Annotated in this window: 9 protein-coding genes; all 9 read left to right on the top strand. The window is 63.7% G+C overall.

The window, feature by feature from the left end:
- Positions 1-37 precede the first annotated feature (37 nt).
- The 9 genes from C5F70_RS07505 to C5F70_RS07465 all read left to right on the top strand — a co-directional run bounded on the left by C5F70_RS07505 (position 38) and on the right by C5F70_RS07465 (position 13612).
- Positions 38-1897, top strand: coding sequence for an extracellular solute-binding protein (locus C5F70_RS07505; RefSeq protein ID WP_104903028.1), 1860 nt, complete (start codon positions 38-40; stop codon positions 1895-1897).
- Entirely contained in the window at positions 1897-2958 is a 1062-nt protein-coding gene (locus C5F70_RS07500; protein WP_104903027.1) for a microcin C ABC transporter permease YejB, read from the top strand. Before C5F70_RS07505 ends, C5F70_RS07500 begins: the two co-directional genes overlap by 1 nt.
- The gene (locus C5F70_RS07495; RefSeq protein WP_017846638.1) at positions 2958-3980 is read left to right on the top strand and encodes an ABC transporter permease; all 1023 of its coding nucleotides are present in this window, start codon (positions 2958-2960) and stop codon (positions 3978-3980) included. The genes C5F70_RS07500 and C5F70_RS07495 overlap by 1 nt, the downstream gene beginning before the upstream one ends.
- Before the next feature lie 10 nt (positions 3981-3990).
- Positions 3991-5568 carry an ABC transporter ATP-binding protein gene (locus C5F70_RS07490; protein WP_104903026.1) on the top strand — a complete coding sequence of 526 codons (1578 nt, stop codon included), beginning with the start codon at positions 3991-3993 and terminating at the stop codon, positions 5566-5568.
- Between the two features lie 108 nt (positions 5569-5676).
- The gene (locus tag C5F70_RS07485; protein ID WP_104903025.1) at positions 5677-7092 is read left to right on the top strand and encodes a sigma-54-dependent Fis family transcriptional regulator; all 1416 of its coding nucleotides are present in this window, start codon (positions 5677-5679) and stop codon (positions 7090-7092) included.
- Positions 7093-7377: 285 nt separating this feature from the next.
- The gene (locus C5F70_RS07480; protein WP_017846641.1) at positions 7378-8769 is read left to right on the top strand and encodes a GntP family permease; all 1392 of its coding nucleotides are present in this window, start codon (positions 7378-7380) and stop codon (positions 8767-8769) included.
- Between the two features lie 7 nt (positions 8770-8776).
- Positions 8777-9550: a 3-hydroxybutyrate dehydrogenase gene (locus C5F70_RS07475; RefSeq protein ID WP_017846642.1), complete on the top strand. Its 774-nt coding sequence runs from the start codon at positions 8777-8779 to the stop codon at positions 9548-9550.
- Between the two features lie 158 nt (positions 9551-9708).
- Positions 9709-11664 carry an acetoacetate--CoA ligase gene (locus C5F70_RS07470; RefSeq protein WP_104903024.1) on the top strand — a complete coding sequence of 652 codons (1956 nt, stop codon included), beginning with the start codon at positions 9709-9711 and terminating at the stop codon, positions 11662-11664.
- A gap of 139 nt (positions 11665-11803) precedes the next feature.
- Positions 11804-13612, top strand: a complete 1809-nt coding sequence (locus C5F70_RS07465; RefSeq protein WP_104903023.1) for an ATP-binding protein — start codon at positions 11804-11806, stop codon at positions 13610-13612.
- The last annotated feature ends 1 nt before the right edge of the window (position 13613 follow it).

Below are 13613 nucleotides of genomic sequence, written 5' to 3'. Positions count from 1 at the left end.
ATCCCTATTCTCCTTCACCCGGCGCTCAAGGCAGATAATGCGACTGGCTTTTTCGACTCTATTCAGCTCCACCCTGGCCCTGCTGCTGGCCAGCACCGCTGTGATCGCGGCCCCGCAAACCTACCTGACCGTGTATGGCGAACCGGCCAAATATGGCGCCGGCTTCAGCCATTTCGACTATGCCAACCCCAACGCGCCCAAGGGCGGCAGCCTGCGGCGTTCGGCCATCGAGATCGGGCGCTTCGACCATGTGCTGCCCTATATCGACAAAGGCATCGGTGTGTCCCAGATCGACGGCTGGTTGTATTCGCCGCTGGCCCTGCGCTCCCTGGACGAGCCGTACACGGTCTACGGCCTGGTCGCCGAGAAGATGGAACGCGCGGACGACGGCCTGTCGCTGCGCTTCTACCTCAACCCCAAGGCACGGTTCGCCGATGGCACACCGATCACCGCCGAAGACGTGCGCTACAGCTTCGATTTGCTGATGACCCAGGGCAGCCTGCGCTTTCGCACGCTGTTCGCCGACGTCAAACACGTCGAAGTCGAAGGCGAGCGGCAGGTGCGCTTCGATTTTTCCAGCGATGAAAACCGCACCCTGCCGCTGGATATCGCCACCCTGCCGGTGTTCCCCGAGCACTGGTGGAAAACCCGCGACTTCGCCAACGGCGGCGGCTACGAAGCGCCGCTGGGCAGCGGCCCGTATAAGGTCAGCAAGATCGACGCGGGCAGCACCATCACCTTTACCCGCAACCCTGACTGGTGGGGCAAGGACTTGCCGGTCAGCCGTGGCCTGTACAACTTCGATCACCTGAGCCTGGAATATTTTGGCGACACCGAAGTGGCGCGCCAGGTGCTGCGTGGCGGCGCGTATGACTTCAACCGCGAGTTCTCCGCCACCGGTTACTCCATCGGCTACAACGGCCCGGCGCTGGACGACGGGCGCCTGCAACGCGCGCACCTGGCCAAAGAGATGCCGCAACCGGCCCAGGGCTATGTGTTCAACGTGCAGAAACCGATGTTCCAGGACCGCCGCGTGCGCCAGGCCCTGGCGATGCTGTGGGATTTCGAATGGGCCAACCGGCAGATGATGCGCAACCTGTACATCCGCCAACAGAGCTACTTCTCCAATAGCCCGCTGGCCGCGAGCGAATTGCCGACCCCGGAAGAGCTGGCGATCCTCGAACCCCTGCGCGGCCAGGTGCCCGACGAGGTGTTCAGCCAGGTCTTCAAAGCCCCCGTCACCGACGGCAGCGGCATGATCCGCGACAAGCAACTGCAAGCCTTGGCCCTGCTGGAAGAAGCCGGCTGGAACCCCGACGGCGACAAGCTGGTCAACGCCGAGGGCGAGCCGCTGGAGTTCACCTTCCTCTATGCCCAACCCGGCCTCGAGCGTCTGTTGCTGCCGTACAAGCGCAACCTGGCGCAGATCGGCATCACCCTGATCATCCGTCGCATCGACTCCTCGCAGTACGTCAACCGGCTGATGACACGGGACTACGACATGATCGTCACCGGTTTCCCGGTCACCACCTCGCCGGGGATGGAGCTGTACAACTACTTCGGCTCCGCCGCCGCGTTCGACCCGGGCGCCAACAACTACACAGTGCTCAAGGACCCGGCCGTCGACAGCCTGATCAAGGGCCTGGTGAAAGCCAACACCCAGGCGCAGATGCTCACCTACGCCCACGCCCTGGACCGGGTGCTGCAATGGAACTACCTGTGGATCCCCAATTACTACCCGCCCGGCACGTCCGCCGCGTGGTGGAACCGCTTCGGCCGCCCGGCGATCGAGGCGAAGAATGACGAAGCCCTGGAAACCTGGTGGGAAATCAGCCCCACGCCACTGACGAACGCACAAATGAGCGCGGAGCTTAAAAAACGCGGAGGGATGCGCTGATGTTTGCCTATATCGTGCGGCGCCTGCTGTTGATCATCCCGACGCTGGTGATCATCCTGCTGGTCAATTTCGTGATCGTGCAGGCCGCGCCCGGCGGGCCGGTGGAACAGGCGATCGCCCACCTGCAAGGGATCGGCGGCGGCAGCATCGGCGGTTCCGCCGGCGAAGGCCTCGGCAGCGGCTCGCGGGCCAGCCGCGGCCTGGACCCGAAACTGATCAAGGACATCGAAAAACAATACGGCTTCGACAAACCGGCACCGGAGCGCCTGTGGCTGATGCTCAAGAGCTACGCCCGGCTGGACTTCGGCAACAGCTTTTTTCGCGGCGCGACCGTCACCGACCTGATCCTGGAAAAGATGCCGGTGACCATCTCCCTCGGCCTGTGGGCCACGCTGATCACCTACCTGGTGTCGATCCCATTGGGCATTCGCAAGGCAGTGCGCCATGGCAGCAGCTTCGATGTGTGGAGCAGCACCGCAATCGTGATCGGCTATGCGATGCCGGCGTTCCTGTTTGCGATGTTCCTGATCGTGGTGTTCGCCGGCGGCACGTCGCTGAACTGGTTCCCGGTGCGCGGCCTGGTCTCGGAAAACTTCGACGAACTGAGCACGGTGGGCAAGATCGCCGACTACTTCTGGCACCTGGTCCTACCGGTCACGGCGCTGGTGATTGGCGGGTTCGCCACGCTGACCATTCTGACGAAAAACTCGTTCCTCAATGAGATCACGCGCCAATACGTAGTCACCGCCCGCGCCAAAGGCTTGAGCGAACGGCAGGTGCTGTACGGGCATGTGTTCCGCAATGCGATGCTGCTGGTGATCTCGGGGATTCCCCAGGCGTTTATCAGCGTGTTCTTTGCCGGCTCGCTGCTGATCGAGGTGATCTTTTCCCTCGACGGCCTCGGGCGCATGAGCTACGAAGCCGCGGTGTCCCGCGACTACCCGGTGGTGTTCGGTTCGCTGTTTATCTTCACCCTGTTCGGCCTCTTGATAAAACTGATCGGCGACCTCTGCTACACCCTGGTGGACCCGCGTATCGACTTCGCCGCGAGGAACGCCTGATGTTCAATCTATCTCCCGTGGCCCGTCGGCGTTTCGAGCGGTTCAAGAAGAACCGCCGCGGCTGGTGGTCACTGTGGCTGTTTATCGGCCTGTTCATCCTGACCCTGGGCGGCGAGTTGATCGCCAATGACAAGCCCTTGGTGTTGAGCTTCAAGAACGAGCTGTATTTTCCAGTGTTCAAGCGCTACACCGAGCAGCAGTTCGGCGGGCAATTGCCGTTCCAGGCCGACTATCGCAGCGACTACGTGCAGAAGCTGATCAAGCAGGACGGCGGCTGGATGCTGTTCCCGCCAGTGCCGTTCAGCGACGACACGCCCAACTACGAACTGACCCGCCCGGCCCCCAGCCCGCCCTCGGCGGTGAACTGGCTGGGCACCGACGACCAGTCGCGCGACGTGGTGGCGCGGGTGATCTTCGGCGCGCGGGTGTCGATCCTGTTTGCCCTGGCGCTCACCGCGATCAGTGCGAGCATCGGCATCGCCGCGGGCGCGTTGCAGGGTTACTACGGCGGCTGGGTCGACCTGATCGGTCAGCGGGTGCTGGAAGTGTGGTCCGGGTTGCCGGTGCTGTACCTGCTGATCATCCTGTCCGGCTTTGTCGAACCGAACTTCTGGTGGCTGCTGGGGATCATGGCGCTGTTTTCCTGGCTGGCCCTGGTGGACGTGGTGCGCGCCGAGTTCCTGCGCGGGCGCAACCTGGAGTACGTCAAGGCGGCGCGGGCCCTGGGTTTGAGCGACGCCAAGATCATGCGCCGACACATCCTGCCCAATGCCATGACGGCCACCCTGAGCTACCTGCCGTTTATTTTGACCGGCGCGATTTCCACCTTGAGCGCCCTGGATTTCCTCGGTTTCGGCATGCCGGCGGGCAGCGCGTCGCTGGGTGAGTTGATCGCCCAGGGCAAGCAGAACCTGCAAGCGCCATGGCTGGGCCTGACGGCGTTTTTCACCTTGGCGCTGATTCTGTCGCTGCTGGTATTTATCGGCGAGGCGTTGCGCGATGCCTTCGACCCCCGTGCATGAGTGAGTCTGTATGAGCGACAACCTGATCGAGATCCGCGACCTCTGCGTCGCCTTCAGCGGCCAGACCGTGGTGCGCAACCTGAGCCTGGATGTGCGCCCCGGCGAGTGCCTGGCGCTGGTCGGCGAGTCGGGCTCGGGCAAGTCGGTGACGGCCCTTTCGATTCTGCAACTGCTGCCCGAAGCCGGCACGCAAACCAGCGGCTCCGTGCGCTATCGCGGCCAAGAGTTGATCGGCGCATCGGCGGCCACCCTGCAAAAGCTGCGTGGCGACCGCATCGCCATGATCTTCCAGGAGCCGATGACCTCCCTCAACCCGCTGCACAGCATCGAAAAGCAGATCGGCGAAACCCTGCTGTTGCACAAAGGTATGGGCGGCAAAGCAGCACAGGCGCGCATCATTGAACTGCTCGAACTGGTCGGCCTCCAGAACCCCCAGGAACGGCTCAAGGCCTATCCGCACCAACTCTCCGGCGGCCAGCGCCAACGCGTGATGATCGCCATGGCCCTGGCCTGCGAGCCGGAACTGCTGATCGCCGACGAGCCCACCACCGCGTTGGATGTGACCGTGCAGCGCAAGATCCTGTTGCTGCTCAAATCCTTGCAGCAACGCCTGGGCATGTCGCTGCTGCTGATCAGCCACGACCTCAACCTGGTGCGCAGCATGGCGCAGCGCGTGTGTGTGATGCATACCGGCGAGATCGTCGAACAGGCCGACTGCGAAACCTTGTTCAACGCGCCACAACACCCCTACAGCCGCTTGCTGCTCGACGCTGAACCGGCGGGCGAGGTGCTGTGCGGCGAAACGCGCGAAACGGTGTTGCAGGTCGACGACCTGAGCGTGCAATTCCCCCTCGGCGGCGGCCTGTTTCAGCGCAAGACCTACCTGCGCGCGGTGGACGGCATCAGCCTCAGCGTGCAGCGCGGCAAGACGCTGGGCATCGTCGGCGAGTCGGGCTCGGGTAAATCCACCCTGGGCCAGGCGATCCTGCGCCTGCTGGACTCCACCGGCAGCATCCGCTTCCAGGGCGTCGCCCTCGACGCGCTCAACCACAAACAGATGCGCCCGTGGCGCAAACAGATGCAGGTGGTGTTCCAGGACCCTTACGGCAGCCTCAGCCCGCGCATGTCGGTGCAGCAGATCATCAGCGAAGGCCTGGAAGTCCACGCACCGTGCAGCCTCGCCGAGTGTGACGCGCAGGTGATCCAGGTGCTCAAGGACGTCGGCCTCGACCCGGCCAGCCGGTATCGTTACCCCCACGAGTTTTCCGGTGGCCAGCGCCAACGCATTGCCATCGCCCGCGCGCTGGTGCTCAAGCCGGCGCTGATGCTGCTCGACGAACCCACCTCGGCCCTCGACCGCACGGTGCAGAAGCAAGTGGTGGCGTTGCTGCGCGAGCTGCAGGACAAGTACGGCCTGACCTACCTGTTCATCAGCCATGACCTGGCCGTGGTGCGCGCCATGGCCCACGACATGATCGTGATCAAGGACGGCAAAGTGGTGGAGCATGGCGCCAGCCATGATGTGTTTGAATCGCCGCAACACCCGTACACCCAGGAACTGCTGGCCGCCGCACACATCCCCTTGTAGGAGCGAGCTTGCTCGCGAAAAGCGCAAGGACACCGCGTTCAACCAGCAGGCCCGCGTCATCGTTAACGTTTTTCGCGAGCAAGCTCGCTCCTACAGGATTCTGCACGCATGAACACCAGCCTCAAGGACTACCAACAGGTTCGCGGCCTGGCCATCCAGTCGCTGTTCGAGATCATCGAGCAGTCCAGCGAAGGCACGGTGATTGTCGACCGCGACGCGAACATCGTGTGGATGAACGAGCGCTACGCCAAGCGCTTCGGCCTCAAGAGCGCCGACGAAGCCATCGGCCAACCCTGCGAACAGGTCATCGCCAACAGCCTGTTGCGCCAGGTGGTGCGCAACGACCAGCCGATCCTGCTGGATATCCAGGACACGCCCAAAGGCCCGTTGGTGGTGATGCGCCTGCCGATCCACAACGACGCCGGCGCGGTGATCGGCGCCATCGGCTTTGCGCTGTTCGATGAGCTGCGCAACCTGTCGCCGCTGATCGAGCGTTACCTGAGCATGCAGCAAGAGCTGGCGTCCACCCGTTCGCTGCTGCGTTCACGCCAGAGCAAGTACACCTTTGCGCACTTTATCGGCACCAGCGCCACCAGCCTCGAAGTCAAACGCCGCGCACGGCGCAGTGCGAGTGCCGAGTCGCCGGTGTTGCTGCTCGGCGAGACCGGCACCGGCAAGGAGTTGCTGGCCCAGGCGATCCACGGCGCCTCGACGCGGGCGCACAAGGCATTTGTCAGCATCAACAGCGCGGCCATTCCCCATGACCTGCTCGAAGCCGAGTTCTTCGGCACCGCGCCCGGCGCGTTTACCGGCGCCGACCGCAAAGGCCGCCCCGGCAAGTTGCAGATCGCCCAGGGCGGCACGCTGTTTCTCGATGAAATCGGCGACATGCCCCTGCCGCTGCAAAGCAAGCTGTTGCGGGTGTTGCAGGAGAAGGAATACGAACCGGTCGGCTCCAACGAGATGCGGCACAGCGACGTGCGGGTGATCGCCGCCACGTCCATGGACCTGGAAGCGGCGATCAAACGCGGCGAGTTTCGCGCCGACCTGTATTACCGGCTGAATGTGCTGCCGATCCAGGTGCCGCCGTTGCGCGAACGCCTGGAGGATATTCCGGCGCTGAGCGAAGCGATCCTCGAAGACCTGCGCAGCCACCACGAACTGGACCGCGAGGCCCTGGCGTTGTTGGCGCGGCATGCATGGCCGGGGAATATCCGTGAACTGCGCAACGTGCTGGAACGCGCGGCGTTGTTGAGCGATGACCGGCTGTTGGGCGCGGCTGAGATTCGCGCCGCGATCGGCACGTTCAGCCCGGTGGCGCACGAGGCGATGGAAACGTTCGAAGGCGAGACGTTCGAAGGCGAGACATTCGCGGCGGCGCGGGAGCGCTTCGATCGGCAGCTGATCACGGCGGCGCTCAAGGCCTGCAGCGGGAATGTGGTGGCCGCGGCCCAGCGCTTGGGGCTGGGCAGGTCGACCTTGTACAAGAAAATGGTCGCGCTGGGGCTGGCTACATCTCAATAAAGAGACAAAATTCTCAAAACAAAGACAATCCTTGTGGGAGGGGGCTTGCCCCCGATGGCAGTGCCTCAGTCAGCCTATTCTTTACAGATCCACCGCTATCGGGGGCAAGCCCCCTCCCACCTTTGATGTGTTTTTGTCTCTGAATTGAGACCAGATCTGAAAAGCTTGTTCATGGATACAATAATATCTATGTATTTCAATAGGTTATGAACATGGCACGCATCTCGCTATAGCCCTCCTCCAACGCATCACCCCACAAAAATAACAATCTGATGGAGACACACCATGAGTGTGATCATTGCCTTGGCAGCCCTCGCGCTGCTGATGCTGGCTGCCTACCGTGGCTACAGCGTCATCTTGTTTGCCCCCATTGCCGCCCTCGGCGCTGTCCTGCTCACCGACCCGTCCGCGGTCGCCCCGGCGTTTACCGGGGTGTTCATGGAGAAAATGGTCGGTTTCATCAAACTGTATTTTCCGGTGTTCCTGCTCGGTGCCGTGTTCGGCAAGCTGATCGAGCTGTCGGGTTTCTCGCGCTCGATCGTGGCGGCCGCAATCCGCTTGCTCGGCACGCGCCAGGCGATGCTGGTGATCGTGCTGGTCTGCGCCCTGCTCACCTACGGCGGCGTGTCGCTGTTCGTGGTGGTGTTTGCGGTGTACCCGTTCGCGGCGGAGATGTTCCGCCAGAGCGACATCCCCAAGCGCCTGATCCCGGCGACCATCGCCCTCGGCGCGTTCTCGTTCACCATGGACGCGCTGCCCGGCACGCCGCAGATCCAGAACATCATCCCCAGCACGTTCTTCAACACCACCGCCTGGGCTGCGCCGTGGCTGGGGCTGATCGGCACGATCTTCGTGTTCTGCACCGGCATGCTCTACCTGGCGCACCAGCGCAACAAGGCGCAACGGGCCGGTGAAGGCTACGGCACCGAACTGCGCAACGAGCCGGAAACCGCCGAGAACCTGAGCCTGCCCAACCCCTGGATCGCGCTGTCGCCGCTGCTCCTGGTGGGCGTGATGAACCTGCTGTTCACCCACTGGATCCCGCAGTGGTACGGCAAGACCCACAGCCTCAGCCTGCCGGGCATGAGCGCGCCGGTGACCACCGAAATCGCCAAGCTCACCGCGATCTGGGCGGTGCAGGCGGCGTTGCTGGTGGGCATCGTCATGGTGCTGGTGTTCGGCTGGTCGGCGATCAAAAGCAAGCTCGCCGAAGGCAGTAAGAGCGCGGTCAGCGGTGCGCTGCTGGCGGCGATGAACACCGCCTCGGAATACGGCTTCGGTGCGGTGATCGCCTCGCTGCCGGGCTTTCTGGTGCTGGCGGACTGGCTCAAGGGCATCCCCAACCCGCTGGTCAACGAAGCGATTACGGTGACGCTGCTGGCCGGTATCACCGGCTCGGCGTCCGGCGGCATGAGCATCGCCCTGGCGGCGATGTCCGAGAGTTTCATTGCGGCGGCCCATGCGGCGAATATTCCCCTTGAAGTGCTGCACCGGGTCGCGGCCATGGCCAGCGGCGGCATGGACACCCTGCCCCACAACGGCGCGGTGATCACCTTGCTGGCGGTCACCGGGCTGACCCACCGCGAAGCCTACAAGGACATCTTCGGCATCACGATCATCAAGACCCTCGCGGTGTTCGTGGTGATCGGTACTTTCTACGCCACCGGCATTGTGTGAGGTTTTCATGACGAACTTGAACGGCAAGACCGCCCTGGTCACCGGCTCCACCAGCGGTATCGGCCTGGGCATAGCGCTGAGCCTGGCCGAGGCCGGCGCCAACCTGATCCTCAACGGCTTCGGCGACGCCAGCGCGGTGATCGCCCAGGTACAGGCGTTCGGCGGCAAGGTCGGGCATCACCCGGCGGACGTCAGCGACCCGGCGCAGATCGCCGACATGCTCGCCTACGCCGAGCGCGAATTCGGCGGTGTGGATATTCTGGTCAACAACGCCGGCATCCAGCATGTGGCGGCGGTGGACGAGTTTCCGGTGGAGCGCTGGGATGCGATCATCGCGATCAACCTGTCGTCGGTGTTCCACAGCACGCGCCTGAGCCTGCCGGGCATGAAGGCCAAGGGCTGGGGGCGTATCGTCAATATCGCCTCGGTGCATGGCCTGGTGGGTTCGGTGGGCAAGGCCGCCTACGTCGCGGCCAAGCATGGCGTGATCGGCCTGACCAAGGTAGTCGGCCTGGAAACCGCCACCAGCAACGTGACCTGCAACGCGATCTGCCCCGGCTGGGTGCTGACGCCGCTGGTGCAGAAGCAGATCGATGATCGCGCGGCCAATGGTGTCGACCCGCAGCAGGCGCAACATGATTTACTGGCAGAGAAGCAGCCGTCGCTGGAGTTCGTCACCCCGCCGCAACTGGGTGAGCTGGTGTTGTTTTTGTGCAGCGAGGCCGGTGCCCAAGTGCGCGGCGCGGCATGGAACATCGATGGTGGTTGGCTGGCCCAATAGACCAAACACAGAAAATCCAATGTGGGAAGGGGCTTGCCCCCGATGGCAGTGGGTCAGTACCGCATGTGCTAGCTGATACTCCGCCATCGGGGGCAAGCCCCCTCCCACATTCGAACTCCACTGTTTGGAAGACCTGTACAAGAATAAGAGACGTGCTTATGTCCGAGATCCTCTGGCAACCCTCCCCCGAACGCATCCGTCACACCCGGATGGACCAGTTCCGGCGCTTTATCAATGACCGCTATAGCGTGCAGCTCGACGACTACCCGGCGTTGCACCAGTGGAGCATCGACCAGCGCGCCGACTTCTGGCAGGCGATCGTGGCGTTTTTCGACGTGCAGTTTCGCAGCCCGCCCAGCGCGGTATTGATCGAAGGCGCCGCGATGCCCAGCGCCGAGTGGTTCCCCGGCGCAACCCTGAACTTTGCCGAGCACCTGCTGCGCCGTCGCGACGCTCACCCCGCCGTGGTCGCCATCAGCGAAGACGGCCAGCGCGAGCAACTGAGCTACGCCGAACTGGCCGCCCACGTCGCCGGCCTGCAACGCAGCCTGCGGGCGGCTGGGGTCGGGCTGGGCGATCGGGTTGCCGCGTGCATGCCCAACACCTGGCAAACCCTGGTCGGCATGCTGGCCACCACCAGCCTGGGCGCGATCTGGTCGTGCTCATCGCCGGACTTCGGCACCCAAGGCGTGATCGACCGTTTCGGCCAGATCGAACCCAAGGTGCTGATCGCCTGCGCCGGTTACCGCTACGCCGGCAAAACCATCGACCAGAGCGCCAAGCTCAACGAGATCCTCGAACGCCTGCCCTCCCTGCAGCACCTGATCGTCGTGCCGTATGCCCGGCCCCAGGCGCGGGTCGAGGACTATCGGAGCGACGCCAATGTCGCGCTGTGGAGTGACTTCTACCAACCCGGCGGCACGCCTGAGTTCGTCGCGGTGCCGTTCGACCATCCGCTGTATATCCTCTATTCCAGCGGCACCACCGGCGTGCCCAAATGCATCATCCACGGCACCGGCGGCGTGCTGCTCACCCACCTCAAGGAGCACGGCCTGCATGCGGACCTGTCCCGCGAGGATTGCCTGTTCTACTACACCACCTGCGGCTGGATGATGTGGAACTGGCTGGTTTCGGTACTCGCGCTCGGCGCCACCGCCGTGCTGTACGACGGTTCGCCGTTTCACCCTGGCCCCGAGCGCTTGATCGACCTGATCGACGCGGAACGGATCAGCGTGTTCGGCACCAGCCCCAAGTTCCTCGCCACCCTGGAAAAAGCCGGCCTGCAGCCGCGCCTGAGCCATGACCTGAGCAGCCTCAAGGGCCTGATTTCGACTGGCTCGCCGCTGTCGCCGCAGAGCTACGACTACGTGTACCGCGAGATCAAGGCCGAGGTGTGCCTGTCATCGATGTCTGGCGGCACCGATATCGTCTCCTGCTTCGTCATCGGCAACCCGGTGCTGCCGGTACGCCGCGGCGAAATGCAGTGCAAGAGCCTGGCGATGGCCATCGAGGTGTGGGACGACCAGGGGCGGCCGTTGCTCGGTGAAAAAGGCGAACTGGTGTGTACCCGGCACTTCCCCGCCATGCCCATCGGCCTGTGGAACGACCCGCAGCAGAAAAAGCTGCGCGCCTCCTATTTCAGCCAATTCCCCGGCGTGTGGGCCCAGGGCGACTACGCCGAACAGCGGCTCAACGGCAGCCTGCTGATTCACGGGCGCTCCGACGCGGTGCTCAACCCTGGCGGCGTGCGGATCGGCACCGCCGAGATCTATCGGCAGGTGGAAAAAGTCCCGCAGGTGCTGGAAAGCCTGGCCATTGGCCAACGCTGGCAGGACGATGTGCGAGTCGTGCTGTTCGTGCGACTCGACGATGGCGTCGAGCTGGATGACGCCCTTGAACAGCAGATCCGCCAGGTGATCCGCGCCAACACCACACCACGCCATGTGCCGGCGAAGATCCTCGCTGTCAGCGATATCCCGCGCACCATCAGCGGCAAGATCGTCGAACTGGCGGTGCGCAATGTGGTACACGGCGAACCGGTGAAAAACACCGACGCGCTGGCCAACCCGGAGGCCCTGGCACAGTTTCGCGACCGGCCTGAGCTGGCGCTTTAAGATGAAAGGTTTCAGCGCCAACGCACTCATTTGCAGAAAAAAACCCAATGCATGCTATTTTTCGGGGGTAGTCACCCACCGCTATCCCACCGGATAATCGCTGTTGTCATTTTTCAAAGCGTTACGCTCAGGGCTTTTTATGAAGGAAACATCCACCGGTAGCGAAGCCGCCGCATTGATTGCGCGGCTGGACTGGGCCAAAAGCCCCCTCGGTGAGGCCAATGATTGGCCGCAAAGCCTGCGTACCGCCGTGGATATCGTCGTCCACTCGCCGATGCCGATGCAGCTGTTGTGGGGCCGCGAACTCATCCAACTCTACAACGACGCCTTCGCCCTGCTGGCGGGCAACAAGCACCCCGACGCGATGGGCCAGCCGGCGCACCAGACCTGGCCGGAATTGCACAGTTTCACCGCGCCGATCTATGACGCGGTCTTCAGCGGCCAGGTGCGCGCCTTCAGCGAGCAGCGCTTTGTGCTGCAACGCAACCAGCGCGACACCGAGATCTGGCTCGACCTGACCTACAGCCCGATCCGCGATGAACGCGGCAGCGTCGCCGGCATCCTCGTCACCGCCATCGAAACCAACGAACGCCGCCAGTTCACCCAGGAACTGCAACAGCGCTCCGAAGCCAGCCTCAAAGCCCAGCAAAGCACCGAGCAACGCCTGCGCCACCTCAACGAAAACCTCGAAGAGCGTGTGGCCCAGCGCACCCTGGCACTGGCCGAGGCCAACCAGCGCCTGCAAAACGAGATGGTCGAACGCGAACGCGCCGAAGACGCCCTGCGCCACGCGCAAAAAATGGAAGCGGTGGGCCAGCTCACGGGCGGCATCGCCCATGACTTCAACAATATGCTCACCGGCATCATCGGCAGCCTGGACCTGATGCAACGCTACATCGCCGCCGGGCGCAGCGACGACATCGGCCGCTTTGCCGACGCCGCGGTGGCCTCCGCCCATCGCGCCGCCGCCCTCACCCACCGCCTGCTGGCGTTCTCGCGGCGCCAGTCACTGGACCGCCGCCCGCTCGACCCGAACCAGTTGGTGGCCTCGCTGGAAGACTTGTTCCAGCGCACCAAGGGCGCGCACATCACGCTCAAGGTGCAACTGGGCCACGATATCTGGCCGGTGAACAGCGACGCCAGCCAGCTGGAAAACGCCCTGCTCAACCTGGTGATCAACGCGCGGGATGCGATGCCCGATGGCGGCGAACTGCTGATCGAAACCGCCAACAGCTACCTCGACGGCACCGACATCACCACCCCGGAACCGGTCAAGGCCGGTGATTACGTGATGCTCGGCGTGCGCGACAACGGCACCGGCATGGCACCGAAAATCCTGGCCAAAGCCTTCGATCCGTTTTTCACCACCAAGCCCATCGGCCAGGGCACCGGCCTGGGGCTGTCGATGATCTATGGCTTCGCCCAGCAATCCGGCGGCCATGTGACCCTTCACAGCGAACCGGGCCAGGGCACCTGCGTGCGCTTGTATCTGCCGCGCCTGCACGGCACTTCCCTGGCAAGCAGCTTGCCGGCCAGCCTCAGTGAGGCCGCGCCCGTGGCCCTGGCCGGAGAGGCCGTAGTGGTGGTCGAGGACGACCCGGCGGTCCGCATGCTGGTGGTCAATGTCCTCGATGAACTGGGCTACACCGCGCACCAGGCCGCGGATGCACGCACCGCCTTGCCGCTGCTGGAATCAGACTTGCGCGTGGATTTGCTGGTGACCGACGTCGGCCTGCCGGGCATGAACGGCCGGCAACTGGCGGAAATCGCCCGTCAGCACCGCCCGGGCCTGCGCATCCTGTTCATGACCGGTTATGCGGAAAAAGCCGCCGAACGCCAAGGCTTTCTGGAAGACGGCATGGACATGGTGGCCAAGCCGTTTTCCATCGACGTGCTCGCCACCAAAATCCGCAGCATGATCAGCGTCGACGATCCAGTTCAGGCATAAT

This window comes from Pseudomonas sp. LH1G9 (assembly GCF_002949975.1).
GTDB classification, from domain to species: domain Bacteria; phylum Pseudomonadota; class Gammaproteobacteria; order Pseudomonadales; family Pseudomonadaceae; genus Aquipseudomonas; species Aquipseudomonas veronii.
The sequence above is the reverse complement of the archived record's forward strand: the minus strand, read 5'-3'. Positions and strand labels throughout refer to the sequence as shown.

Bases quoted from the DNA above. Each gene is read 5' to 3' on its own strand.
- C5F70_RS07465 (WP_104903023.1), top strand. From the start codon at position 11,804: ATGAAGGAAACATCCACCGGTAGCGAAGCCGCCGCATTGATTGCGCGG.
- C5F70_RS07490 (WP_104903026.1), top strand. From the start codon at position 3,991: ATGAGCGACAACCTGATCGAGATCCGCGACCTCTGCGTCGCCTTCAGC.
- C5F70_RS07475 (WP_017846642.1), top strand. From the start codon at position 8,777: ATGACGAACTTGAACGGCAAGACCGCCCTGGTCACCGGCTCCACCAGC.
- C5F70_RS07470 (WP_104903024.1), top strand. From the start codon at position 9,709: ATGTCCGAGATCCTCTGGCAACCCTCCCCCGAACGCATCCGTCACACC.
- C5F70_RS07495 (WP_017846638.1), top strand. From the start codon at position 2,958: ATGTTCAATCTATCTCCCGTGGCCCGTCGGCGTTTCGAGCGGTTCAAG.
- C5F70_RS07505 (WP_104903028.1), top strand. From the start codon at position 38: ATGCGACTGGCTTTTTCGACTCTATTCAGCTCCACCCTGGCCCTGCTG.
- C5F70_RS07480 (WP_017846641.1), top strand. From the start codon at position 7,378: ATGAGTGTGATCATTGCCTTGGCAGCCCTCGCGCTGCTGATGCTGGCT.
- C5F70_RS07485 (WP_104903025.1), top strand. From the start codon at position 5,677: ATGAACACCAGCCTCAAGGACTACCAACAGGTTCGCGGCCTGGCCATC.
- C5F70_RS07500 (WP_104903027.1), top strand. From the start codon at position 1,897: ATGTTTGCCTATATCGTGCGGCGCCTGCTGTTGATCATCCCGACGCTG.